This window comes from Cryobacterium sp. PAMC25264 (assembly GCF_019443325.1).
Classification (GTDB): domain Bacteria; phylum Actinomycetota; class Actinomycetes; order Actinomycetales; family Microbacteriaceae; genus Cryobacterium.
Map to the genome: position 1 here is coordinate 174365 of NZ_CP080383.1, position 25082 is coordinate 199446.

A 25082-nucleotide genomic window follows, 5' to 3' on the forward strand; every position below is an offset into this window, starting at 1 on the left:
CAACGACGTCCCGATGCCGGGGCCGAGCGTGCCGACGCGCGTGAGAGCGGCCTGGCGGCTACCGCCGAGCGGGTGCGTTGCGACAGACCGGTGCGGCCGGAAGGCGAGTGTGGCGCTCGGTCGTTACTGGGCGCGCATGCGCGCGACGGCCTCGTGCGATTCGCCGTCGAAGACGACCCGGCCCTTGTCGATCAGGATGCCACGATCGCACAGGTCGGCGACCATGCCCAGGTCGTGGCTGACCACGACGAGGGTGCGTCCCTCGGCGTGCAGCTGCCGAATCTTGGCCAGGCACTTGCGCTGGAACGGTTCGTCGCCCACGGACAGGATCTCGTCGACGAGGAGGATGTCGACCTCGGTGTGGATGGCGACCGAGAAGGCCAGTCGCAGGAACATGCCGGAGGAGTAGTGCTTGACCTCGGTGTCGATGAACTTGGCGATCTCGCTGAACTCGACGATATCGTCGAAACGCGCGTCGATCTCCTTCTGCGACATGCCCAGAATGGCTGCGTTGAGGTAGATGTTCTCGCGCCCGGAGAGGTCGGGGTGGAAGCCGGCGCCCACTTCGATCAGGCCTGCGACCCGGCCGCGGGTGAGGACCTCGCCGCGGTCAGGGCGCAGTACTCCGGAGATCAGCTTGAGCAGGGTGGACTTGCCCGAGCCGTTGAAGCCGAGAAGAGCGACGGATTCGCCGGTGTTGATGCGAAAGCTCACGTCATCGAGTGCGTTGAAGGTCGACGAGATGGGCTTGCGACGCAGCGCCGCGATGACCGATTCCTTGAGGGAGTGGGTGTGGCGCAGCAGGAAGGTCTTGCTGAGGTCGGCGGCGATAATCGCCAGGCGCGGCTGCGCCTCGGCCTGTGGGTCAGAGGTCTTGGGCAAAGCGGCGCTCCAATCGGCGGAAAACGAGCTGCCCGAGCACGAGCAGGACGCTCGAGGTGATCAGGGCGCACAGACCGTAGAACCACATGTTCGGTGGCAGCGGGCTGCTCCCGTCCGTGGTGGGGTACCAGAACCCGGCGTGCAGCAGCTCGACTGCAGCCGTGATGGGGTTGAGCTGGTAGATGACCATCAGCCAGTCCGGCACCTTGTCGGCCACGGTGTTCCACTGGTACAGCACGGGGGAGGCCCACGTGGCGACGAGCAGAATCAGTTCGACGAAGTTCTGCGCGTCGCGGAAGGACACGTTGATCGAGCCGAAGAACAGACTGAGCCCCATCGCCAGAAGAACGATGATGAGAACTCCGAGCAGGATCCCGAGCACCTGCACGAGGTTCGGGTGCCAGCCCGTGAACACGCAGACGACTCCGAGCACGAGGGCCTGGGGGAGGAAGTTGATGAAGGCCACCAGGGTGGACGACACCGGGAAGAGCTCCCTGGGCAGATAGATCTTCTTGATCAGGGGCGCGTTGTCCACCAACGACTTGGTGCCGTTGCTGAATGCCTCACTGAACAGATTGATGACGATGAGACCCGAGAACAGGTACACGGGGTAGTTGGGGATGCTTCCGTTGAGCTGCAGGAACACGCCGAGGGCCACGAAGAACACCAGGAACTGCGTGATCGGCTTGACGTAGGACCACATCCAGCCCAGCACCGAACCGCGGTAGCGCACTTGCACTTCTTTGCGCACGAGCAGGGACAGCAGGTACCGCCGGCGGAATACGTCGATCAGTCCCGCCCCTTGACCTGGCCGGACGAACCCGTCGAGGTCGGGTACTGGAGCGATTTGCGTCACGCGGGTCCTATCATCGAGTCGCCTGCCTGGGTTTCACCGGGAGGGGGCAACGGGCCCACCCGTGATTCTAGCTGTATGCCGCGGCGCGGGACTCGTCCCTATTCGTGGGTGCTCTCGGCGGGAACCGGAGCGGTGTCGGCCGCCGGAACGGACGCGGGGGCGACCGGACCGAGTCCGAGGGTGGACGTCCAGGACTCCAGTGACGTGAGGTCGTGCTCGCGCGAGCGGTACGTCTCACTCAGCGTGCTCCACCGGCGGCGGAAGCGCAGGTTCTGGGTCAGGCTCGACCAGAGCAGCGACCGGAACATGCCGCGGTCGCGGATGTGCCAAGTCACGCCCGAGCCCTCGGCGTTGGTGATGACCACGCTGTCCATGCTCGGCACGGTCCACCACGGCGCCGTACGGGGCAGATGGGTGTCCGGGCGGACGCTGGCCTGCGGGTGCGGCTTCTTGAGGCCGTGGCGCACGAAGCTCTTGATCAGGAACGAGTAGAGCTGGCGACCGCTCGGGCGCGGCTCGTCGCTACCGACGAGATTGGTCATCGGGAACCGGCCGAAGCGGCCGAGGTCCTTGATGAGAGCCGATTCGGGGTAGTCGCCGGCCAGGGCGCGGATGGCGGGAAGCCGGGTGGTCAGCTCGCCGTGCAGGGCGTCCGGTCCGGCCATGACGCTCTCGTAGGCCAGCTGGCGCAGCTTGACCGTGTAGTAGTCCATGGTCAGCAGGTGCCGCACGTCGGAGGCCAGGTTGCTGATGGTCAGCCGCCCGCCCTTGGCGTGCGGGGAGTGCAGCAGGGCCGCAACGAGGCGGTTACGGGCGTGGTAGAACGCCTGCCAGTCCCTGGAGTCGTCCTTGTCGACCCAGGACACGTGCCACACGGCCGCGCCGGGCAGGCTGACGGTGGAATAGCCGTGCTCGGAGGCGCGCAGGGAGAACTCGGCATCGTCCCACTTGATGAACACGGGAAGGGACAGGCCGACCTCACGGATGATCTCGATCGGGATGAGGCTCATCCACCAGCCGTTGTAGGCGACGTCGTTGCGCTGGTGCAGCCAGGTGGTCTGGCGCAGGTTCATGGCGGTGAAGTCGTGCCGTGACGGCGTGATCGGGCCCCACATGAAATTCCACGTGTCGATGGACTCGGCGAAGGCGTGCAGCTTGGTCTTGTCGAACATGTCGAACATGTGCCCGCCGACGATGGTCGGGTCCGTGCACACACGGGCGAAGGCCAGGGCGCGGCGGATGCTCTCCGGTTCGACGACGACGTCGTCGTCCAGCAGCATCACGTAGTCGCTGGTTCCGGCAGCGACGGTCTCGAGCATTCCGCGGGAGAACCCGCCGGAGCCGCCCGCGTTGACCTGGTCGATGACGCGGAGGCGTCCGCCGAGCGCGGCATCCACCTCGGCGTACCGGGCGTGTTCGCGGATCTTGTCCGTGCCCTGGTCGACCACGAGGATCTGGTCGAGTCCGGCCAAGACGTCAGCGTCGGTGGCGATGGTGGCCAGTAGCTCGAGGCAGTAGGCGGTGCGGTTGAGCGTGGTGATCGCGATGGTGAGGGTGCGCTCCGGGCCGACCGGCTCGTCGGAGGGCGGCGCCTGCCATTCTGCGCTGGTGAGGGCGAAGTCTTCGCCGCGCGAGACCAGGTCGAACCAGTACCAGCCGCCGTCGATGAAGTAGTCGAAGCCGAGGTCGAAGTCCACGGTTCCTGCCTCCTCCACGTGAGCGGAGTCGACCACCTGGATGACACCACGGGCGTTGGAGCGGTAGACGATGATGTCACCGGGGCCCGTGGTGGAGATGCTCAGGCGCACGCCGGTGAGCTTGGTCCAGCGACGCCAGTAGCTGGCGGGGAACGCGTTGAAGTAGGTGCCGAGCGAGACCCGCTTGTCGAGGCCGGGCTTGAGGCCGCGGCGGCCGTCGAGCATGGGCGTGACGTTGTGGTGGGTGAGCCGCAACGGCTGCAGCGTCGACTCATCGGGTGCGGCGCGGCGGCCGCGCCTGGTGACGGCGCCGGGGGTGACGATCTGGGTCCACTCGTCGGGGTCGACGTAGAGCGGCGCGACGTCGGGGTCGGACGACGACGGGAAGATCACTTTTTGCAGAACGATGGGGGTGGACATGGTGAGACTCCGACTCGCTATTCGGTGCGCCCGCTAAGGAGCGGCTTGAGCTTGTTCTCGAACATGGAGAGCGCAGAACCGATGGCCATGTGCATGTCGAGGTATTGGTAGGTGCCCAGCCGGCCGCCGAAGAAGACGTCGGGCTCGCCCGCCTGGAGGGCGCGGTAGGACTGCAGGCTCTGCCGGTCCTCCGGGGTGTTGATGGGGTAGTAGGGCTCGTCGGCCCGGGTCGCGGCGCGGGAGAATTCACGCATGATCACGGTCTTGTCCTTCGGGTATTCAGCGCGCTCCGGGTGGAAGTGGCGGAATTCGTGGATCCGGGTGTACGGCACGGACGAGTCGGCGTAGTTCATCACCGGGGTGCCCTGGTAGTCGCCGACGTTCAGCACTTCCTGTTCGAAGTCCAGGGTGCGCCAGGTGAGCTCGCCGCCCTGGTAGTCGAAGTAGCGGTCGACGGGTCCGGTGTAGACCACGGGGACCTGGCCGACGACGGACTTCTTGTTGTATTCCTGGGTCTCGTCGAAGAAGTCGGTGTCCAGGCGAACCTCGATGTTCGGGTGGTCGGCCATCCGCTCGATCCAGGCCGTGTACCCGTCGACGGGCAGGCCCTCGTGGGTGTCGTTGAAGTAGCGGTTGTCGTAGTTGTAACGCACGGGCAGTCGGCTGATGACCTCGGCGGGCAGCGCCGTGGGGGAGGTCTGCCACTGCTTGGCGGTGTAGTCCCTGATGAACGCTTCGTACAGCGGTCGGCCGATCAGGGAGATCGCCTTCTCCTCGAGGTTGCGGGACTCGCCGGTGGCGAACTCGCTGGCCTGGCCCTTGATCAGGGCCCGCGCCTCGTCGGGGGAATAGGCCGCGCGGAAGAACTGGTTGATGGTGCCCAGGTTGATCGGCAGCGGGAAAACCTCGCCGCCGAAGTTGGTGAAGACCCGGTGCTCGTAGTTGGTGAACTTCGTGAAGCGGTTGACGTACTCCCAGACCGGCTCGTTGGAGGTGTGGAAGAGGTGCGCTCCGTACTGGTGCACCTCGATTCCGGTCTCGGGCTCCGCAGCGCTGTAGGCGTTGCCGCCGATGTGGCTGCGGCGGTCGATCACCACAACCTTGAGGCCGAGTTCTCTGGCGGCACGTTCCGCCACGGTCAGGCCGAAGAAGCCGGAGCCGACGACTACAAGGTCAACCGTCATATCAAAAAAGTCCTTTGTCTGGGATGGTGCAGCCACGCTCCTGCAACGCTCCACGATAGCCGATGCTTGCTGGGAGGGTCCCCTTTTGGGGTGCCTCGGCCGCGTCGTACGGGCCGGGGACGGGCCGTATGGCCGGTCTCCGCCGCAGTTTCACCCGATGGCCCCAAGGTATGGTGAATCAGTGACAGACGCACGAGTGGCCAGAGTATCCGGCCGCGGCCGATTCCGAACCGGCGCAGTGGTGGCGGCAGCTCTCCTGCTCCACCTGATCACGCAGGCCGGTATGTACCTGGCCACCCCCGGTTTCTCGCTCGGACGGTTCCGCGATTACTTCGTGCACGACCAGCTCGGCTACCTGGCGATCGTGAAGAATTTCTCAGAGGGACTCTTCGTCGCCGTGGAGCCGGACACCGAGACCGGGGCGAACACCTACCCGCGGATGTACTACGAGGCCATCGGCCTGGTGGCCCGCGTCACCGGGTGGGACCCGATCGTGGCGTGGAACGTGTGCGGCATGGCCGTGCAGCTGGTGCTCGTCGGGCTGCTCGCCGGCATCCTTGTCGGCCTGAGCCGGCGCTGGTGGGTGGGCCTGATCGCGCCGGTTCCCTTCATGCTCGGCACCTTCTCCCGGCTCACGGTCACCGGCTGGTACACGCCGCTCGAGTCGCACGCCGTGATCTGGGGCCCGTTCGGGCTGCTGCACACCCTCAACGGCGAATCGGTGTCGCTCTCGCTCGCCGCCATCTGCCTGCTCTCCCTCGGCCTGCTCTGGTTGCGGCCGGCCCGCCCGCGCACCCGGGTGCTGCTCACGACGCTGATCAGCCTGGTGCTCGGTGGCCTGGCCAACGTGCAGACCTACTCGTTCATCGCCGCGATCTACCTGCTGGCCTTCGGCCTGGCCACCTGGGTGATCCTCCGTGGCCGGCACTACGTGCTCGCGGCGCTGTCCGTCGTCCTCATCCCGGTGGTCTTCCTGGCCGGACCCACGGTGGCCGACGCCGGCGGTCAGCTGCCGGCGCTGGTGTTCGGTTTGCTCCCCGCCGTGCCCGGCATGATCGCCCTCATCGTGCGGAGCCGGGGTACCGTGCTGCTGTACTGCGTCGCCGTCGTGCTCGGAGCGTCCCCGCAGGTGGTCCAGACCGTCGTCGGCCTCGTCACGGGCGACCCGTTCCTGGCCTACCGGGTGGCCTCCAACACCAAGCTCGGCGTACCGCTGGAGACCGGGCTGATCTCGGGCCTCGCGCTGATCGTTCCTCTGATCGTCGTCCTCACCGCTGCCATCTGGCGCAAGCGCCCGCTCTGGGGCGCCTACGCGCTCGGAGCGGCCCTCGCCTGGATCCTGCTCGGCACCAACGACCTCTGGGGTGCCAACGCCGAGCCCTACCGGCTCTACATGGACGTGTTCTTCCTCGTGGCGGCCACCATCCTCCCCATCGGGGTCATGGTGCTCACCGATCTGTGGAACGCCCGCGCCGAGCCTGTCCCGTCGGAGGTGGTCGAAGCCGACACGGCAGCCACGGCCAACGTGGCCGACACGCAGCCGTCGGATGCCCCCGGTGCCTCCGCGCCGCGCCGCCGCGCCGTCCCCCGCTGGGCCGTGCTGGTGGCCGCGCTGCTCTGCGTCGGCATCGCCACGGTGTCGCTCACGGACTGGTGGGTGTTCTACCGCGCCGGCGTCGCCCGGTCCCTCCTGGTGACCGATTCGCCCCGAGACCGGGCGCTGACCGAGCTGGCGCTGCTCTCGGCCCAGACGCATCCGGGCACCCTGGTCATGGTGGATTCCTGTATCGACCCGCGGGTGCTCAAGGTCACCTCCGGTGTGCCCATTGCGTACTACCACCTCGGAATGGCCTGGCCCACCGACTATGACGCCATCGCCACGATCGTGTCGAGCCGGCTGAGCGGCGCCATCGACCGCGACGCGGCCATCGAGGGCAACGCCACCCAGGTGCTCACCGACAGCGAGTGCGGAGACGACTGGGGCGACCGCTACGCGGACGACCTGGTCGAGCAGAGCACCCTGCCGTATACCCAGCCCGACGGCTCGAGCGGCACCATCACGCTGTGGGGCCTGGAGTAACCAGCCGCCGGCAGCTGCTCAGACGGCGGTGACCCGGGTCTTCCGCACCAGGATCAGGTACACGGCGTGCAGGAGAACTCCGGCCGCCGGGCCCACCAGCAGCGCCAGAACGGTCTTCTCGATGAAGCCGAGGGGCAGCAGCAGGCAGCCGATCGTGGTGAGGGCGGCGACGATCCAGCCGGCGCTGAACGCGGCGTGGGCGTTGCGCGAGAGCACCGCGGGGGCGCTGACGCACAGCGCACCGACCAGGGCAGAGGAGAGCACGAGGATCGCGATGATCCAGCCGTCCACCGTCGGCGCTTCCGGGTAGACGAAGGCGAAGATCGGCGGCCCGAGCAGGTAACCCAGCACGGCGAGCACGAGCCCGACGGCCACAACAGCGCCCTCCAACATGAGCAGGGTGCGCCAGAACTGCGCGGCCCTGCTGCGGAAGAAGACGATCAGGAAGCTCTGCAGGGCCATGCCGACCACGATCAGGGGCGCGCGGGTCAGCGTGGCTGCGAGAACGATGATGCCCAGGTCGTCGGCCGAGACCGTGGGCGAGGTGAGCTTGAGCACCAGCGGGAACCCGCTGATCATGATGCCCATCGCGGCCGCGGCCACGATGGTGCGGCCGACGTTCCAGGTGAGCTGCGGCAGGGAGACGTCGAGCCGGGTCTTGCCCACGATGCGGGCGCGGGCGAACGGCCACACGGCGAGAACGGCCACCGGGAACGGGATGGCGATGGCCCAGGCGAAGGCGACGGCATCCGGGATCAGGTAGGCCACGCCGATCACCAGTACCAGGCGCAGCAGGCCCTCGATGCTGATCAGCGCGAACAGGGCCTTCCAGTGGCTGACGCCGTAGAGGGAACCGGCCAGGACCGCCAGCGGCACGTAGGAGGCGGCGCCGACGGCCAGCGGGAAGACCATTGCCCAGCCGTGTTCGGGGAAGACTGCGGCCTGCCAGAACGGCGCGGTGCCCAGTACGAGCACCAGGACCCCGAAGAACGCCATCAGGGCGAACGTGCCGGCCTGGCCGGACCGGGTGGTGTCACCCGGGAGCCTGGCCTGGGTGCCCCGGGTAATCTCCTGCTGGATTCCCGTCAGAGCCGCGGCGACCAGGAAGGTGAAGGCCCAGAACACAGCGAAGGTCGCGTACGGGGCGACGCCGATCAGCTTCGGCACCCACGCTGTGATCAGATAACCGGCGATCCCCACCACGCCGGTCGCCGCCACGATCAGGACGAAGCCGTTGCCGGTCTTCGGGGTCGCCGTCTCCACAACGGGCAGCTCCTGGTCTGGCTCTTCTGTTTGACTCACGTGCACGGGTCCCGCTTCCTCGACTGGTCGTTCCATTGTGCGTGCTTCGGTGGTGGCACCGGCGCAGGCCGTTCGCCGCGAGCCTAGCCGTCCGTGCTGTTACGCAGGCTCGGCCCCAGTAGCCGCCGCCAGCTCTGCCCCTGCGCGGCCTTCACCGAACAGATCAACAGAAGCACCCAGCCGTACTCCACCAGGACCGTGCTCTCGGCCGCGGAGGTGACGAGCAGCACCACGAGCACGAGTGGCGACCAGACGTACACGACGGGCCGTTTGTTCGAGGCGAGCAGCCACGAGCGCACGAAGGCCAGGATCACGAGCGTCACGAAGGATAGGAATCCCACGAGGCCGACTTGGAAGTATACGTCGAGGAACGCGTTGAGGGCAGACGCGTGCTGGCTGTTCGTGACGAAGTCCAGCCAGCCGTACGGGCTGATCCGCTCCGGCCAGATGCCCGTCCAGCCCCAGCCCTCGAGCGGATGCAGGTCCACCAGACGCCACATCTCTCGCCAGAGCGACGAGCGGGTCTCGAACTCGCTGCCGGCGTTCAACTGGCTGATGATGCCGGCCCGGGCGACGAAGACGAACAGGGCCGTGAGCACGGCGGCGCCGAGCAGGCTCAGCTGCAGGAGCCAGCGGTTCTCGGCCGGCGTGCGCCGCAGCCAGTACAGCGCAAGGGCCGCGATGCCCACGGCGCTGGCGACGACCACGAAGACGGGGGAGTGGGTCAGGATCAGGCCGAGCACCGCGAGGGCGATCGACCAGGCGGCCCGGCCGGGACGCACCGAGCGGGAGCGCAACTCGATGATGAAGCTGATCGCGGCGATCAGGGAAACCAGGCCGAGAACGTTGCGGGAACCGAAGATGCCCTGGATCGGGCCGAGTAGGGCGATGTTGCCCTGCACGCCGAGGAAGGTGATCGGGAGGTCGAGCAGGAGCCCGGAGAGCACCTCGAGGGCGATAGAGAGCCCCAGGAGCACCCGGAGGACGTCCCCGGTTGCACGGACGATCTGGATGGTGTCGCGCACCAGGGCCACATAGATGGCCAGGAATGCGAAGGCCAGCTGGTAGCCGACGCCGCTGAGCGTGCGCATGGGATACTCGCTCCAGAGCACCGACAGGGAACACCAGACCAGGAACACCAGGATCGATACCGGCAGCAGGCCGTGCCACTCGATACTGTGCCTCCGGGCGATCATGGATGCCGCGGCCAGGAGCACGAGGCAGATCAGCGCGCCCAGGAGCCCCGGCCACCCCATCAGGCTGCGCAGCAGGTGTGTGGCGAAGGCCAGGCCCAGGATCAGGTGGGTGAGCGTCGCGCTGAACCGCGGCGACGAGAAGGCCGCGGAGACCGCGGCGGGAATATGGCGGGGCCGGGACTGGTCCCTCATCGCCGGCCCACACCCAGAAGCTCGGCGTCTGCGCCGGGGCGTTTGGTGGTCACGGCGAGGATCACGAGCAGCACCCAGCCGGACTCGACCAGGATGCGGCTTTCCGCCAGGCTCTGCGCGAGGAGGGCGACCGTGAGCAGGAGCGGCAGCAGCGAGACGACGGAGAACGGTTCGGTGTCGGCGACACCGAGGCGCGGCCGGTCGACGGCGAGGAACCAGGCCCGCCACAGGGTCGACAGGGTCAGCGCGGCGAAGACGATCAGGCCCAGGATGCCCAGCTGCAGCCAGACATCCAGCCAGGCGTTGTGGGCCTGCAGGTATTGCACGCCCTTCCGCACCGCCAGGCCGTTGAACGGCTCCACCCACGGCGCCCAGTAGCTCACCCAGCCCCAGCCGACGACCGGCCGCTCGCCGGCGAGGCCGATGACCCGGGACCAGATGTCGAATCGTCCGGTGAGGTCCTCGCTCTTGCCGAGCAGGGAGAGCAAGGTCGAGGAGAAAGCGACGAGCCCGACGACGGCCGCGGTCAGTGCCGCCGCCGCCGTGACGTAGAGCGGGCGACGGCCCAGCGGCGGCAGCCGGCGTGCCCACAGGGCGAAGAGCAGCGCGGCGGCGACGGCGACGAGAGCGACGGACACCGTGGCCGACCGGGTCAGCCAGAGCATCACGAGCGCCACGGCCACCCAGAAGATGCCGCGCCAGCGCGTCACGGTGCCGCCGACCAGCTGCACGGCGAAGACGATCAACGCCAGCAGGGCGATGAAGCCCAGCAGGTTGCGGCTGGCCACGATGCCCTCGATCGGGCCGCCCTCCAGCAGCAGCGCCCGCGACCAGTAGAACGCGGCGGGGATCTTGCCGCTGTACTCGACCCAGAACGGCAGTACCGGATGCCCGATGAACACGGCCACGATGAACTCGAAGAGGACGGACAGGCCGAGGATCAGCTTGAGGGCCACGCTGAGGGTGCGCAGCAATTCGGTCCAGCTCAGGCACAGGGCGAGGAACAGCCCGGCGATGGTGGTCGCCCACTGCAGGGTCACCCCGATGGCCCCGGCGCCTGGATACGCCGACCAGGCCAGGGACAGGGTCGCCAGCAACAGGAACGCGGCCAGGGATTTGGGGAAACTCCGCCAGGTCCACTCCCGCCGGATGGACAGGAGGTAGCCGACGCTGCCGACGAGGACGACCACGGCGATGGCGCCGAATCCCCACCAGCCGAGCAGGTTGCGCCAGGCCTGGCCGGCCAGCACGGTGAAGAACACCAGGGTCGCGAAGAGGCGAACGGTGAGACGGCTCTGCACGGCGGGCATGTGTCTAGGGTACTGGGGACGCCTCTGCCGGACGGCGCGGATCCTCTGATACCCTGAGGGGTATAACTCGAGCGGATGCCGGCGCGTTCTGTGTGCCGCACCGCCCCGCGCAGCCCCGGAGGGACCCCATGACCGACATCTCGGTGACCGAACTCGCAGCACTGGCCGACCCCGTCGTGGTCGACGTGCGCGAACCGTACGAATTCGACGCGGCCCACGCCGATGGCGCGCGGCTCATCCCGCTCGGCGAGCTGCGTGAGCGCCTCGCCGAGGTGCCGCGCAACGTGCCCGTCTATGTGATCTGCGCCGCCGGCGGCCGCAGTGCGCAGGGTGCCGCGTTCCTCGCGCAGAGCGGAGTCGACGCCATCAACGTCACCGGGGGCATGACGGCCTGGCAGCAGGCCGGCCTGCCCACGATCAGCGAGGGGATGAGCGCATGAGCACCCCCGTCGTGACCGAGGACCAGCGCGCCGCGAACCAGAAGAAGGTGCTCAACCGCCTGCGCCGCGCCCAGGGACAACTCAGCGCCGTCATCACGGCGGTCGAGGCCGGCGGCAGCTGCAAGGACGTGGTGACCCAGCTCGCCGCGGTCTCGAGCGCTCTGGACCGGGCCGGGTTCACCATCGTCTCCTCGGCCATGCGCGACTGCATCGCCGAACCCGACAACGCCGAATCCCTGACCGTCGACGAGCTCGAGAAGCTCTTCCTGGCCCTGGCCTGATCCCGGGCCGGCGGCTACTGCGGGGTGCCTGCGCCGCCCTCGGCCAGGTAGGCGAGGCGGCGCAGGGTCTCCGTGTTGCGTACCGAGATGGCCGCGTCGCGCAGGAACAGCGGCACGAACCGGCCGGGTCCTGCGGTGGCGTCCTCGGTGATGCGCACGCGGCATCCGTTGCCCTGCGGCCGCACGTCGACGGCCACCTGGGCTTCGCCGATGGGCCAGCCCCGCGCCTGCAGCAGCGCGTGCCGGGGCGGGTCCCACTCCAGCACCGACGTGGTGTCGTCGAGCAGGGCGGGCCAGACGCCGACCGAATGGTGGATGGTGCTGCCGGTGGCGGGCCAGGTCGCGTCGACGTCCCGCATGCGGGAGGCACCGACCACCCAGCCCGGGTAGAGCCAGCCGTCGGCGAGTACCGCGAAGACGCTCTCGGGGGAGCACTGCATGGTTCGGTAGTTCACGGCCACGGGGGGCACCTTTCATCAACCGGCTGTCGGGGAGAGATCGGGAGCGACGCGCACGCCGAGGTCGTGGCGCAGCGCGCTGAGGGCGGCGTGCCATCCGGCCAGGCCGTGCACACCGGGGCCGGGCGGGGTGGCCGAGGAGCACAGGTACACCCCGGCCAGCGGTGTGCGCCAGGGGTCGGGGGAGAGCACGGGCCGTCGCACCAGCTGGGTGAGGCTCACCTCGCCGGCCGAGATGTCCCCGCCGACGTAGTTGGGGTTGTGCCGCTCCACGTCCTGCGCGGTGCGGGCGGCGGTCGCCAGGATGGTGTCGCGGAAGCCCGGCGCGTACCGCTCGATCTGGCGGATGATCACCTCGGTCTGATCCACGGTGGAGCCACGGGGAACATGCGTGTAGGCCCAGAGGGTGTGTCGGCCCGCCGGAGCGCGGCTCGGATCGATTCCGCTGGGCTGCGACACCAGCACATAGGGTTCCTCGGCGTGCCGGCCGCGCGCCACGGTGTTCTCGGCCCTCCGGATCATCGCCCGGGTGCCGCCGACGTGCACGGTGCCCGCGGCGGCGAGGCCCTGCGCATGCCAGGGCACCGGGTCGGACAGCGCAAAATCCACCTTGGCGACGGCGTTTCCGTACCGGAAGGCCGCCAGACGCCGCGCGTACCCGGCGGGCAACTCCCCCTCGGCCAGTCGCAGCAGGGCACGGGGCGTGAGGTCCAGGAGCACCACCCGGGCCGGCGGCAGCTCGCGCAGCCGTCGCACCTCGGTGGACGTGACGATCTCGCCGCCGTGCGCCAGGAGGTCGTCGACCATCGCCGTCACGATGGCGCCGCTGCCGCCGACCGGGATCGGCCAGCCGCCCGCGTGCGCGTAGGTCGCGAGGGTGAGCCCGGCGCCGGCCGTGGCCAGGCTGGGCAGCGCCCTGATCGTGTGCGCGCTCACGCCGGTGAGCAGCGCCGGGGCCGTGTCGCCGCTGAACCGCCAGTCCCACAGTGGGCTGCCCTGCTCGAGGGTGCGCAGGCCGAAACGCAGCGCGGTCGCCGGGTGCCGGGGCATCCGCAGCAACTGGTTGCCGGTGAACTCGGCCACCTGCTGTGAATGCTCCACGAGCGGGGCGAACAACCGGTGCCACGCCGGGCCGTCGCGGCCCAGTTCGTCGACCGTGCGCGCCAGGCTGCGGTACGCCAGTCCGGCCCGGCCGCCGGGCAGCGGATGCCCGTAGGAGACCTCGGGCACCGTCAACTCCAAGCGATCCGAGAGGCCGAACCGCTGGAAGAACTCCGACGCCAGCGCCAGCGGGTGTACGGCGGAACACACATCGTGGTGGAAGCCGGGCAGTGTGAGCTCAGCGGTGGCGGCACCTCCGCCGACCTGCGCCGATCGCTCGTAGACGCGCACCTTCAGCCCGGCCCTGGCCAGCGTCACCGCGGCGGCCAGGCCGTTCGGCCCCGAGCCCACCACGACGGCGTCGATCTCCGGCCGCCCGCGCCGCACGTTCACGCCGGCCGGCCTTCCCGCTCGAGCGCTCCGGTATCCATGCCCTCATTCTTCCGTGCGCTGGCACTGACGGCTAGCGCCCCCGCCCTGCCGAATTGTTCCCGCACCGGACAAGTGCACCCGGTGCGCCGGGTGCACTTGTCCGCACGGGTACCAGTTGAGGCCAGGGGCGGGGCGGCGGCGGGCACTAGACGAAGGCGGCCAGTCCGGTGATGCCGCGGCCCACGATGAGAGTGTTCATCTCCTGGGTGCCCTCGTAGGAGTAGATCGCCTCCGCGTCGGAGAAGAACCGGGCGATGTCGTAGTCGAGCACGATGCCGTTGCCGCCGAACAGTTCCCGGCACCAGGCAACGGTCTCCCGCATCCGCGAGGTCGTGTACGACTTGGCCAACGCCGAGTGCTCGTCGCGTTGGGTACCCTCGTCGAGCATCTGGGAGACGCGCACCACCATGCCCAGGCTGGCCGTGATGTTGCCCAGGCTCTTCACGAGCAGGTCCTGCACGAGCTGGTGGCCGCCGATCGGCTTGCCGAACTGCACCCGCTCGGCGGCGTAGGCGACGGCTGCCTCGTAGGCGCCGATGGCCAGGCCGACCGCCGCCCAGGACACCTCGGCCCGGGTGAAACGCAGCACCCGGGCGGTGTCCCGGAACGAGTTGGCCTCCTGCAGGCGGTTCTGCTCGGACACCCGCACGTTCTCCAGGGTGATGTCGGCGTTCTGCACCGAGCGCAGGCTGATCTTGCCCTCGATCTTCGTGGCCGTGTAGCCGGCGGTGTCGGTGGGCACGATGAAGCCCTTCACGGCGCCGTCCGCGGTGTCCTTGGCCCAGACGATGGTGATGTCGGAGAAGGTGGCGTTGCCGATCCAGCGCTTGGCGCCGTTGAGCACCCAGCTGTCGCCGTCCCGCGTCGCGGTGGTGCGCAGCCCCTGCGCTGAGTCCGATCCCGACAACGGCTCGGTCAGCGCGAAGGCGCCCACGATGTCGCCGCTGGCCAGCCGGGGCAGCCAGTGCGCACGCTGGGTGGGCGACCCGCAGGCCGCGATCGACCCGGCCGCGAGGCCGTTCTGCACGCCCACGAAGGTGGCGACGGATGCGTCCACCCGCGCCAGCTCCAGCGCCACGAAGCCGCGGAAGACCGCCGAGTTCTCGAATGGACGGGTCTCTTCCCACCCGAAGGAGTACGCCCCGAGGGCGCCGAGCGGTTTGATGATCTCCGTCGGGAACTCGGCGCGCTCCCAACATCCGTTCACCACCGGACGCACATCCGACTCGAGGTAGTCGCGGATGCGGGCGAGGGCGGTCTTCTCCTCGGGCCTGAGGAGGTTCTGGTATCCGAAGAAATCACTGCCGAGGGGCTCGAAGGTCATCTGTGTGCTCCATTGCGACGAGGATGGGCGGCCGGGCGGAATCGCCCACCGGGTGACGAAAGCCTAGGACCCCTGATCGGCGAGGGGAAAGCGGTTGGTAGTTTGGTCTAAACCTTTCGACTCAGGAGCCAAGCATGTTTGTGGGCATCGATAACACACCGCGGGATTACGCCTGGGGATCGCCGACCGCGATCGCAGAGCTGCTGGGGCATCCGGCCTCCGGTGGTCCCGAAGCCGAGCTCTGGCTCGGCGCGCACCCCGGCAGTCCGTCGGTGATCCTCGACCCGGCGCTCGCCGGGGGAGCGAAGGACCTGGCCGAGTGGATCGCCCAGGCGCCCGAGATAGCGCTCGGCTCGCGCTTCGCCGCCGCCGGACGGCTGCCCTTCCTGATGAAGATCCTCGCCGCCCACAGCCCGCTGTCGCTGCAGGCACATCCGTCACCCGAACGCGCCGCGGAGGGCTTCGCGCTGGAGAACGCCGCCGGGATCCCCGTGGACGCCGCCGACCGCAACTACCGCGACCCTTCCACAAGCCGGAGATCATCTTCGCGCTCAGCGACACCTTCGAGGCGCTCTGCGGGTTCCGCGATCCGCGCCAGATCCGCTCGATCCTTGCCGAGCTCCGCGCGCTGGACGCCACCATGGACGACCCGCAGCCCGGGGCGCTGGCGGGGCTGGAGAACCGGCTGCTCGGCGCGGACGCGCTACACGACGTCGTCGACTGGTTGCTGCGCGACGGTCGCGGTGGCGATTCCGGCGAGGTCTCCTGGTTGGTCGAACGGGTCGTGGCGCTCGCCGAGCGGGCCGCGTTCCTCATCGAGGGCGGCGCCCAGGTGAGCTTCGCCGCCGAACTCGCGATGGTGCGTTCCCTCGCCTTGGCCTACCCGGGCGACCCGGGCATCGTGATCTCCCTGCTCACCAATCTGGTGTCGCTCAAGCGCGGCGAGGTCCTGTACCTGCCGGCCGGCAACATTCACGCCTACCTGTCCGGGCTGGGCGTCGAGGTGATGGCCTCCTCCGACAACGTTCTGCGCGGGGGCCTCAGCCCCAAGCACATCGACGTCGACGAACTGCTCGAGGTGCTCGACTTCCATCCGCTGCCGGTGCCCTATCTGGCCCCGGCCGTGCAGTCCGACGGCGTGGCCGTCTACCGGCCCGACGTGCCCGATTTCCAGCTGGCGCACATCTCGGTGCCGGCGGATGCGGCGGCCGACGAGGCCGGCCGCGTCGGCGTGCCCCTCCGGCAGGTGACGCTCACCGGCCCGGCCATCGCGATCTGCACCTCCGGCCGGTTCCTGGTCGCCGGCGCCGGCTCGTCGATCAGCCTGGCCAGGGGCGAATCGATCTACATCACGCCCGACGAGAGCACGGTCACCTTCGCGGGCTCCGGCGAGGTCTTCCTGGCGACCACCGCGTAGTCAGGCGCGGGGCGGGGAATCCCGAACGTGCGCCGGTAGGCCGTCGGCGTGGTCTGCAGGGTGCGCACGAAATGGTGCCGCATGACGGCCGCCGCGCCGAACCCGGTCTGCGCGGCGATGGAGTCGAGGGTGTCGTCGGTCTCCTCGAGCAGCTGCTGTGCCAGCATCAGCCGCTGCCGGTTCAGCCAGGCCGTCGGAGTGGTGCCGAGCTCGGCCCGGAAACGCCGAGCGAAGGTGCGTGGCGACATCAGGGCGCGCCGCGCAAGCTGGTCCACCGTGAGGTCCTGGTCGAGGGTCTGCATCATCCAGTCGATGATCTCGGCGAAGGAATCGCTGCAGCGTTCCGCCACGGGGGTCTGGATGAACTGGGACTGCCCGCCGTCGCGCTGGGGCGGCACCACCATGCGGCGGGCGATCACGTTGGCAGCCGTGGCGCCGAGCTCCCGGCGCACCACGTGCAGAGCAGCGTCGATTCCCGCCGCCGTGCCCGCCCCGGTGACCACCCGGTTGTCGTCGACGAAAAGCACATCGGGGTCGACCGTCGTGTTCGGGTAGGCGGCGGCGAGGGCGTCCGCGTACATCCAGTGGGTCGTGCTGCGGCGACCGTCGAGGATCCCGGCCGCACCGAGGATGAAGGCGCCGCTGCAGACGCTGAGCACCCAGGCGCCCCTGGCCTCCGCGTCCCGCACCACTCGCAGTACCTCCGGGTGGATCTCCGTGCCGGCCTGATAGGCGGGGATGGCGATCAGGTCGGCGTCCGCGGCGGCGTCGAGGCCCTGATGCACCACGATGTCGAAGCCCAGCTTGGTGCGGAGCGCCCCCGGAACGGCCGTCACCACCTCGAAGTCGAACACCGGACCGTTGTGCTCGGAGCGGTCGATGCCGAAAACCTCGCAGATCACTCCGAATTCGAACGGGGCCATGCCGGGGATGGCGACGCAGACGATCTTCTTGAGCATGGGGTCCTTCAACGAGTGGCAGGAATGTGTCGGTAGTCGGCAACTCTGCCACTCGTGGCAGAAAGTCGCAAGACCTACCGTTAGTGCCATGATCCTGTTCCTGAGTATTCTGATGGCCCTCCTGGTCTGGGCCGTGGTGGCTGGCCTGAGCGCGCTCCGCTCCGACGGCTATGGCGACGTCGAGCTGACCCGGCGCAACCGGCTCCCCGAGTCGTTCCCGCGCGACCGATAGTGTGGTCTGAACAGCAGCGCACGGCTGCTGGGAAGAGCGCAGGGGCACCACATGGCTTGGCTTGTTACCGGAGGGGCCGGCTATATCGGCTCCCACGTCGTTCGCGCGTTCCTGGCTGAGGGCATCGAGGTCGTCGTCCTCGACGACCTGTCCAGCGGGCACGCTGAATTCGTTCCGGACGGCGTGCCGTTCGTGCAGGGGACCCTGCTCGACACCGCGGTGCTGGCACAGACCTTCGCTGACCACTCCATCGACGGTGTCGTGCACGTGGCGGGCTTCAAGTACGCCGGCGTATCGGTGACCCGCCCGCTGCACACCTACGAACAGAACGTCACGGCGACCGCGCTGCTTCTCGCCGCCATGCAGGATGCCGGCGTGAGCCGCATCGTCTTCTCCTCGAGTGCGGCCGTCTACGGCACGCCGTTCACCGACCTGGTGACCGAGGACACCGCCAAGAGCCCGGAATCGCCGTACGGCGAATCGAAGCTCATCGGCGAGTGGTTGCTGCGCGACCAGGCGGTTGCCGCCGGCCTCGCCCACACCTCGTTGCGCTACTTCAACGTCGTCGGCTCCGGTACGCCCGAACTCCGCGACACCAGCCCGCACAACCTGTTCCCGATGGTGTTCGACGCCCTGGTCGAAGGGCGCACCCCACGGATCAACGGCAACGACTACCAGACCGCCGACGGCACCTGCGTGCGCGACTACATCCACGTGGCCGACCTGGCGATCTCGCACGTGGCCGCCGCCCGTCGCCTCGACGCCGGTGAGAGCATCGCCCCGGTCTACAACCTCGGCAGCGGCGACGGTGTCTCCGTCGGCGAGATCATGAGTACCGTCGCGGCCGTCACGGGAATCCCGTTCACGCCGGAGATCGGACCGCGTCGCACGGGCGACCCCGACCGCATCGTGGCATCGGGCGAGCTCGCGGCCCGGGATCTCGACTGGAAGATGCGGCACAGCCTGCAGGACATGGTGCAGAGCGCCTGGGAAGCCCGTCAAGCATCCTCAGTGTGATCAGAACACGATTCGGGCACTGTGGGCGAGTCTGAACCCTCCAGCCCGTATTGAGGGTTTACGATCTGCGACTTGACGGCAGCGAACTACACCGGTGTAATTAGTTCTAGCGCGAAAACGTGCATGAGCTGATGGGTGGAGGCGATATGACGTTGTCTGAATATCGTTCCGGGGTACCTGAAGACTGGTTCGTCGATCCCGTACGCCTCGGCGTGCCGGGGGTCCGCAAGGATCCGGCGCTTGCCGACGGTGCCGACGACAACCCGCTGGGCTGGCAGTCGGACTCGCTGTGCGCCCAGACCGACCCCGAAGCCTTCTTCCCGGAAAAGGGTGGCTCCACGCGGGACGCGAAGAAGATCTGCGCCTCCTGCGAGGTGCGTCCGCAGTGCCTGCAGTACGCCCTCGCCAACGACGAACGCTTCGGAATCTGGGGCGGACTGTCCGAGCGCGAGCGCCGCAAACTGCGCAAACGCGCGGGCTGACCTGTTTCCACACGATAGCCGGGTTCAGGGCGCGCCTGACCGGTTGAGCACTCTGACCGGTTATCCGACCTAGGCTGTTCAGGATATGCAAGCCAGAGTCACCGCCATCATCGTCGCCCGCAACGGCGCCTCGCACCTCGAGCGAACTCTCGAGGCCCTCCGTCAGCAGACCCGCCAGCCGGACACCGTCGTCGCCGTCGACTGCGGATCGAGCGACGCCACCTCCGACCTGCTCGCCGCCTTCGGACCCACGCACTTCATCTCCGCGGACTCGTCTCTCTCGTTCGGGGCGGCCATCAACGCCGCCGTGCGCGTGATCGGCGAGCCCACCGGCGACCACGAACTGCTCTGGCTGCTCGCCCAGGACAGCGCCCCAGAGCCCGGCGCGCTGCAGAACCTGGTCGGGGAACTGGAGATCGCTCCCTCGGTGGCCGTGGCCGGGCCGAAGATCATGGAATGGGTCGCGGACGACTACATCCACGACTTCGGCGAGTCGATGACCCCGTACGGCTCCACGGTCACCCTCGTCGAGAGCGAACTCGACCAGGAACAACACGACGGCATGAGTGACGTGCTGGCCGTCAGCGCCGCCGGAATGCTCGTGCGGCACACGGTCTGGAACCGGCTCGGCGGCTTCGACCCCGCGCTGCCCGTCGTGGACGACTCCCTCGATTTCTGCGTGCGCGTGCGCCTGGCCGGTTTCCGCGTGTCCGTCGTCGCCGCCGCCAGGGTCAGCTCGGCCGGTGACGGCGTGGCCGGCCCTGACGGCTCCTCCCGCGGACGTGCCCGACGCCGGCGCGTGCGCGCCGAACGCGCCGCCCAATTGCATCGCCGACTGGTGTACGCCCCGGCCTGGGCCCTGCCCGTGCACTGGCTCTCCCTCATCCCGTTGGCGTTCCTGCGCTCCATCGTCGACCTGCTCCGCAAGGAGCCCGGCGCCATCCTGGGCGAATTCTCGGCCGCCTTCGCCGCCGCCTTCCAGGGCGGACGCGTGCGCACGGCCCGGCGCCGGCTCGCCGCGACCCGCACGCTGGGCTGGTCCGCCATCTCGTCGCTTCGGGTGTCGGCCGCCGAGGTGCGGCGTCGCCACGCCCTGACCCGGGAAGCCGCCCTCACCGGTGCGCGCGGCGACCGGCCCGAAATCCGGTTCTTCTCCGGCGGCGGAGCCTGGACCACCCTCGCAGCAGCAGCCGTCGGCATCGCCATGCTCGCATCCCTTATCGGCGCTCAGTCCCTCACCGGCGGGGGCCTGCTGCCGTTGTCGGCGACCGTCGGTGGACTGTGGTCGAACGTCGGCTACGGCTGGCGCGACATCGGCCTGGGATTCGTCGGCGCGGGCGACCCGTTCGCCGTCGTCCTGGCCATCCTCGGCACCCTCAGCTTCTGGTCACCGTCGTTCGCGCTCGTGCTTCTCTACCTTCTGGCGCTGCCGCTGGCCGCGGTCGGCGCCTGGATGGCCGCCACCCGGCTCACCCACCGCGGCGCGATCCGCGCCATCGCCGCCGCCCTTTGGGCGCTCTCGCCGGCATTCCTCACCGCCATCGCGGCGGGCCGCCCCACGGCCATCATCGTGCACCTGCTGTTGCCGTGGCTGTTCTTCGCCGCCTTCGCCGCCGCACGGTCCTGGTCGGCGTCCGGCTCGGCCGCGCTGCTCTTCGCCGCGATCGTGGCCTGTGCCCCGTCGCTCGCGCCCGCCCTGCTGGTGGGCTGGTTGCTCTGCGTGCTCGTCAGCGGGCGCAGTGTGATGCGGTTCATCGGCATCCCGCTTCCGGCTCTCGCGCTGGCCATCCCGCTGATCTGGAACCAGGCCCTGCGCGGTAACTGGTTGGCCCTGCTGGCCGATCCCGGTGTCCCTGTGCCCACCGCAAGCGTTCCGGTGTGGCAGTTCATCCTCGGCTTCCCGTCCGGCGACTTCGGCGGGTGGACCCACCTGCTGCCGGTGTGGGGTGGCGACCCGTCCGTGGCCGGCTACCTGGTCCCGATCCTGTTGATCCCCATCGCCGTGCTCGCGCTCCTGTCGCTGCTGCTGCTGCCCGGCGCACGTGGCGCGGCGTTCGCGTTGCTCACCGCCCTCCTCGGACTGCTCACGGCGATCCTCGCGGGGTCGCTGTCGGTCGCCTCGGTCGGCAGTCAAGCCGTGGGCATCTGGCCGGGCGCAGGTCTCAGCCTGTACTGGCTCGGAATTGTCGGCGCCGTTGTGTTCACCGCACGCGGCTTGCACCGCGCCGCCGTCGCCCCCCTCGCGGTGGCCGCGGTCGCGTTGGCCGTCGTGGCCCTGCCGCTGGCCGCCGCGATCCCGCTCGGCACCTCCGCCGTGCAGGAGGGCATCGGCCGCATCCAGCCGGCCTTTGTCACCGCCGAAGCTGCCGTCGACCCCAGGGTGGGCACCCTGCAGATCGTCGCCCAACCGGATGGCGGCATCCTCGCCACCATCGTGCGCGGCACCGGGGACACCCTCGACGTGCAGGCGACCGTCAACAGCACGGCCACGACGCTCACCGAGGAGCAGACCGAGCTGGCCACCCTTGCGGGCAACCTGGCCTCGCGGAGCGGCCTGGACGCCACCGCCGACCTGGCGAAGTTCGGCATCCGCTTCGTCCTGCTGCGGCCGGCCGCCGGCACACCCGCGTCGTGGGGCGAAACCGCCGGCATCAGCCAGGCGGCGGCGGACACGACGGCCCGCACCATCACCTCGCTCGACGGCAATGCGGCCCTGGCGCCCGTCGGTGACACCGTCTTCGGTCAGCTCTGGCGTTCGGATGCTCCCGCCGATGCCAACGCCAACGGAACGATCCCGGCCGACCCTGGCGGGGTCTTCGGACTCGTCACCGGCATCATCGCCCTCGTCGTCATCGGCGCGACGATCCTGCTCTCGGTGCCGACCGGTGCCGGCCGTGAGGCCGTGCGTCAGGCCCACCGCGACGCCGTTCGGCGCGCCTCGCGGCTGAGCAAACCGGTCAGACCCACCCGCCCGGCGCGCACTCCGAAGCCGGCGCGGATCCCGCGCACGAAGCGACCCACGGGCAGACGCGTGCGCGGATCCGCCGCAGTGGAGAGTGCCGTGGAGCAGAGCGCCGGCGAGACCGGCGAGGCACCGAGCCCCGTCCTCGAGCGAAACAGCAGCCCCGACACCGACAGCGCCGGCAGCATCGGCACCGATCCCAGCACCGACAGCACCAGCCCGAAGGATGCAGACCATGGCCACTAAGCGCAGAGTGGCCATCATCGGCGTGCGGCTCACCGCCGGCCTCGTCGGCATCGCCGGCGTGATTCTCGCGGTCGGCGGAGCAGCCCTGGTGCCGTGGCCCAGCATCGTCGACGTCGCCCCCTCGACCCTCGTGACGCCGGTGGCCAGCGACCAGGTGCGGGTCTGCCCCGGGCCTCTCCTCACCCTCGCCGAGGACTCCAGCCAGGCAGAAGCCGCCACCTCCGTCGGCCGGTACGACACGGTCTACTCGGCGCGCACCCAGGCCTCTGACTCGACCGAGGTGGACGTGGAGCGCAGCCAGCTCGTGGCCGCCGACAACACGCAGAGCGACCGGGACGGCGGACCGCTGGCCCTCAGCGTCCCTGTCGAAGAAGGCGCCACCGACGCGCCGTTGGTCGCCGGTGCCCAGTCCCAGACGGTGTCGAGCGAGACCGTCGGCGGCCTCGCCGTCGCCGCGTGCACCGAAGCATCCAGCGATTCCTGGCTGGTCAGCGGTTCCACCGATGTGGGCCGCACCAGCCTGGTTCTCTTGAGCAATCCGACCACCGTCGTCGCGTCGGTCAACCTCACCGTGTACGGCGAGGCGGGACTCGTCGAGGCCCCCGGTTCCACCGGCATCCTCGTGCAGCCCGGCGCGCAACGCATCGTGTCCCTCGCCGGTCTGGCCCCCAACCTGCGCTCGCCCGTCGTGCGGGTGCAGGCCACCGGCGGCCAGGTGGCCTCGTCGCTGCAGCAGAGCGTGGTGCGCGGCATCCAGCCCGGCGGTGTCGAACTGGCCGGACCGACGGCAGGACCGTCGACCACCCAGATCATCCCCGGCGTCGTCGTGAACGACCAGCAGGCCGCCGACGCCTCGGTCGACGCCGGTGCCGTGTCCGAGGACACCCCGTCGGTGCGAATACTGGTTCCCGGCAGCGCCGCGGCCACTGTCAGCGTCGGCGTGCAGAGCGAGGACGGCACCTCGACAGGCACGTCGCTCGAGGTCGACATCCAGGCCGGCGTCGCCACAGAGGTGCCCCTCAGCGGAGTCGGAGCGGGCAACTACACCGTGCGCCTGAGCGCAGACCAGCCCCTCGTCGCCGGAGCGGTGACGACCACAAGCGGAACCATCAGCCCCGACTTCACTTGGTCGTCCGCGGCCGCCACCCAGGACAGCGACTTCCTGGTCGCGGTCGCCGCCGGGCCGTCCCCGGCCCTGCACCTGGCCAACACCACCGGCAGGGACACCGCACTCACCCTCACGCCCGAGAGCGGACCGGCCAGCGAACTGACCGTGCCCGCCGGGCAGTCCATCGTCGTGCCGGTCGAGGCATCCGCCCGATACCTCGTCGAGGGTGGAGCGGGCATCGCGGCCACGGTCGGCTACACCGGAGACGGCCAGTCCTCCGCCTACGCCCTGAGCCCGATCGGGCCGATGGCCGCCGCCATCCCGGTCTACTCGCACTGACCCCGAGGGCACGCACGTGCCCCGCCCGCCGAAGGAGCCCGTCGTGACAGACACCACCATCGCGAGCCCGGCCGCCGCCGCCCCGCACCTGCTCGTGACCGGAGGAGCCGGTTTCATCGGTGGCGCCGTCGTCGAGGCCGCTCTGGCCCGCGGCTGGCGGGTCCGCGTGCTCGACTCCCTCCGCAGCGACGTGCATGGCGGCCTACCCGCCGCCGACCCGCGGATCCAGTTCCTGGTCGGCGACGTCACCGACCCCGGCGTGGTTGCGCACGCTCTCGCCGGCATCGACGTGGTGTGCCACCAGGCCGCCAAGGTGGGTCTGGGCGTGGACTTCTCCGACGCTCCCGACTACGTGCACAGCAATGAGGTGGGCACGGCCGTCCTGCTGGCCGGCATGGCGACCGCCGGGATCGACCGCCTGGTGCTTGCCTCCTCGATGGTCGTATACGGGGAGGGCAGCTACCGCGGCTCCGCGGGCTTCACCCGCCCCGGCCCCCGGCTGGCTGCCGACCTCGACGCCGGCGTTTTCGATCCGCTCGACCCGTCGACCGGGCAGCCGCTCGAACCCCTGCTCGTCGGTGAGGACGACCCGCTGGACCCCCGCAATGTGTACGCGAGCAGCAAGCTGGGCCAGGAATACCTCGCGACGACGTGGAGCCGCAGCACGGGTGGTCGCGCCGTGGCCCTGCGCTACCACAACGTCTACGGACCGGGGATGCCGCAGAACACGCCGTACGCAGGAGTCGCCTCGCTGTTCCGCTCGGCGCTGCAGCGCGGCGAGGCGCCCACGGTGTTCGAGGACGGCCGCCAGCGCCGGGACTTCGTGCACGTGCGCGACATCGCGTCGGCCAACCTCGCCGCCGTCGACTGGACCGGACCGGCCCCTGCCGGCACCTTCCGGGCGTTCAACGTGGGCAGCGGCACCGTGCACACCATCGGCGATATGGCCACCGCGCTCAGCGCGGCCGCCAACGGCCCCGCCCCGGTCGTCACGGGCGAGTACCGGCTGGGGGATGTGCGGCACATCACCGCATCGTCCCAACGGCTGCGCGATGAGCTCGGCTGGGAGCCCTCGATGAGCTTCGAGGCCGGGATGCTCGAGTTCGCCACGGCACCCCTCCGTGCCGCGGTGCTATAACCCGCTCGGCGCTGCGGCGCTGCGGCA

At 69.5% G+C, this 25082-nt stretch carries 21 protein-coding genes and 1 pseudogene; 11 read left to right on the forward strand and 11 right to left on the reverse strand.

What is annotated here, in order from left to right; translation table 11 throughout:
- Positions 1 to 123: 123 nt before the first annotated feature.
- From KY500_RS00765 to glf, 4 genes are all read right to left on the reverse strand, one after another.
- A complete protein-coding gene (locus tag KY500_RS00765; protein ID WP_219901945.1) occupies positions 124 to 882 on the reverse strand; it encodes an ABC transporter ATP-binding protein in 759 nt (252 codons plus the stop codon).
- On the reverse strand, positions 866 to 1729 hold the full coding sequence (locus KY500_RS00770) for an ABC transporter permease (RefSeq protein ID WP_219903221.1): 864 nt from the start codon (positions 1727 to 1729) through the stop codon (positions 866 to 868). Before KY500_RS00770 ends, KY500_RS00765 begins: the two co-directional genes overlap by 17 nt.
- 107 nt (positions 1730 to 1836) lie before the next feature.
- Complete coding sequence (locus KY500_RS00775; RefSeq protein WP_219901946.1) at positions 1837 to 3855, reverse strand: glycosyltransferase; 2019 nt, start codon at positions 3853 to 3855, stop codon at positions 1837 to 1839.
- 17 nt (positions 3856 to 3872) lie between these two features.
- Positions 3873 to 5039 carry a UDP-galactopyranose mutase gene (glf, locus tag KY500_RS00780; protein WP_219901947.1) on the reverse strand — a complete coding sequence of 389 codons (1167 nt, stop codon included), beginning with the start codon at positions 5037 to 5039 and terminating at the stop codon, positions 3873 to 3875.
- Positions 5040 to 5220: 181 nt separating this feature from the next.
- On the opposite strand from glf, the gene KY500_RS00785 reads away from it, so the two are divergent.
- A complete protein-coding gene (locus tag KY500_RS00785; protein WP_219901948.1) occupies positions 5221 to 7119 on the forward strand; it encodes a hypothetical protein in 1899 nt (632 codons plus the stop codon).
- A gap of 18 nt (positions 7120 to 7137) precedes the next feature.
- Here the strand turns inward: KY500_RS00785 and KY500_RS00790 are convergent, their stop codons facing one another.
- The 3 genes from KY500_RS00790 to KY500_RS00800 are packed head-to-tail and all read right to left on the reverse strand — an operon-like array spanning position 7138 to position 11119.
- On the reverse strand, positions 7138 to 8457 hold the full coding sequence (locus tag KY500_RS00790) for a hypothetical protein (protein ID WP_219901949.1): 1320 nt from the start codon (positions 8455 to 8457) through the stop codon (positions 7138 to 7140).
- Positions 8458 to 8504: 47 nt separating this feature from the next.
- Positions 8505 to 9809, reverse strand: a complete 1305-nt coding sequence (locus tag KY500_RS00795) for an O-antigen ligase (protein ID WP_219901950.1) — start codon at positions 9807 to 9809, stop codon at positions 8505 to 8507.
- Positions 9806 to 11119: an O-antigen ligase gene (locus tag KY500_RS00800; RefSeq protein WP_219901951.1), complete on the reverse strand. Its 1314-nt coding sequence runs from the start codon at positions 11117 to 11119 to the stop codon at positions 9806 to 9808. The genes KY500_RS00795 and KY500_RS00800 overlap by 4 nt, the downstream gene beginning before the upstream one ends.
- 128 nt (positions 11120 to 11247) lie before the next feature.
- Here KY500_RS00800 and KY500_RS00805 point away from each other — a divergent pair, with 128 nt between their 5' ends.
- Both KY500_RS00805 and KY500_RS00810 read left to right on the forward strand, forming a co-directional pair.
- Positions 11248 to 11559, forward strand: coding sequence for a rhodanese-like domain-containing protein (locus tag KY500_RS00805; protein WP_219901952.1), 312 nt, complete (start codon positions 11248 to 11250; stop codon positions 11557 to 11559).
- Positions 11556 to 11840: a metal-sensitive transcriptional regulator gene (locus tag KY500_RS00810; protein WP_219901953.1), complete on the forward strand. Its 285-nt coding sequence runs from the start codon at positions 11556 to 11558 to the stop codon at positions 11838 to 11840. Before KY500_RS00805 ends, KY500_RS00810 begins: the two co-directional genes overlap by 4 nt.
- Positions 11841 to 11854: 14 nt before the next feature.
- Here the strand turns inward: KY500_RS00810 and KY500_RS00815 are convergent, their stop codons facing one another.
- The 3 genes from KY500_RS00815 to KY500_RS00825 form a co-directional block, all read right to left on the reverse strand.
- Entirely contained in the window at positions 11855 to 12301 is a 447-nt protein-coding gene (locus KY500_RS00815; protein WP_219901954.1) for an SRPBCC family protein, read from the reverse strand.
- Between the two features lie 15 nt (positions 12302 to 12316).
- The gene (locus KY500_RS00820; protein WP_255579641.1) at positions 12317 to 13792 is read right to left on the reverse strand and encodes an NAD(P)/FAD-dependent oxidoreductase; all 1476 of its coding nucleotides are present in this window, start codon (positions 13790 to 13792) and stop codon (positions 12317 to 12319) included.
- A gap of 184 nt (positions 13793 to 13976) precedes the next feature.
- Positions 13977 to 15155 (reverse strand): acyl-CoA dehydrogenase family protein, encoded by a 1179-nt coding sequence (locus KY500_RS00825; RefSeq protein ID WP_219901955.1) that lies wholly within the window; start codon positions 15153 to 15155, stop codon positions 13977 to 13979.
- Between the two features lie 134 nt (positions 15156 to 15289).
- Here KY500_RS00825 and KY500_RS19660 point away from each other — a divergent pair.
- Both KY500_RS19660 and KY500_RS19665 read left to right on the forward strand, forming a co-directional pair.
- Positions 15290 to 15619: pseudogene (locus KY500_RS19660) on the forward strand (type I phosphomannose isomerase catalytic subunit); the annotation flags it as partial.
- Positions 15620 to 15795: 176 nt separating this feature from the next.
- Positions 15796 to 16572: a hypothetical protein gene (locus KY500_RS19665; RefSeq protein WP_370626856.1), complete on the forward strand. Its 777-nt coding sequence runs from the start codon at positions 15796 to 15798 to the stop codon at positions 16570 to 16572.
- Here KY500_RS19665 and KY500_RS00835 read toward each other — a convergent pair.
- Positions 16500 to 17531: a GlxA family transcriptional regulator gene (locus KY500_RS00835; RefSeq protein ID WP_219901956.1), complete on the reverse strand. Its 1032-nt coding sequence runs from the start codon at positions 17529 to 17531 to the stop codon at positions 16500 to 16502. The genes KY500_RS19665 and KY500_RS00835 overlap by 73 nt on opposite strands.
- 88 nt (positions 17532 to 17619) lie before the next feature.
- Here KY500_RS00835 and KY500_RS00840 point away from each other — a divergent pair, with 88 nt between their 5' ends.
- The 6 genes from KY500_RS00840 to KY500_RS00865 all read left to right on the forward strand — a co-directional run bounded on the left by KY500_RS00840 (position 17620) and on the right by KY500_RS00865 (position 25055).
- Positions 17620 to 17763, forward strand: a complete 144-nt coding sequence (locus tag KY500_RS00840; protein ID WP_219901957.1) for a hypothetical protein — start codon at positions 17620 to 17622, stop codon at positions 17761 to 17763.
- A 51-nt stretch (positions 17764 to 17814) separates the two neighbouring features.
- Positions 17815 to 18780, forward strand: a complete 966-nt coding sequence (galE, locus tag KY500_RS00845; RefSeq protein ID WP_219901958.1) for a UDP-glucose 4-epimerase GalE — start codon at positions 17815 to 17817, stop codon at positions 18778 to 18780.
- Positions 18781 to 18926: 146 nt separating this feature from the next.
- Entirely contained in the window at positions 18927 to 19262 is a 336-nt protein-coding gene (locus KY500_RS00850; protein WP_219901959.1) for a WhiB family transcriptional regulator, read from the forward strand.
- Positions 19263 to 19347: 85 nt separating this feature from the next.
- Complete coding sequence (locus tag KY500_RS00855; RefSeq protein WP_219901960.1) at positions 19348 to 22470, forward strand: glycosyltransferase family 2 protein; 3123 nt, start codon at positions 19348 to 19350, stop codon at positions 22468 to 22470.
- Positions 22460 to 23917 (forward strand): DUF5719 family protein, encoded by a 1458-nt coding sequence (locus KY500_RS00860; RefSeq protein WP_219901961.1) that lies wholly within the window; start codon positions 22460 to 22462, stop codon positions 23915 to 23917. Before KY500_RS00855 ends, KY500_RS00860 begins: the two co-directional genes overlap by 11 nt.
- Before the next feature lie 43 nt (positions 23918 to 23960).
- A complete protein-coding gene (locus KY500_RS00865; protein ID WP_255579645.1) occupies positions 23961 to 25055 on the forward strand; it encodes an NAD(P)-dependent oxidoreductase in 1095 nt (364 codons plus the stop codon).
- Positions 25056 to 25082 lie beyond the last annotated feature (27 nt).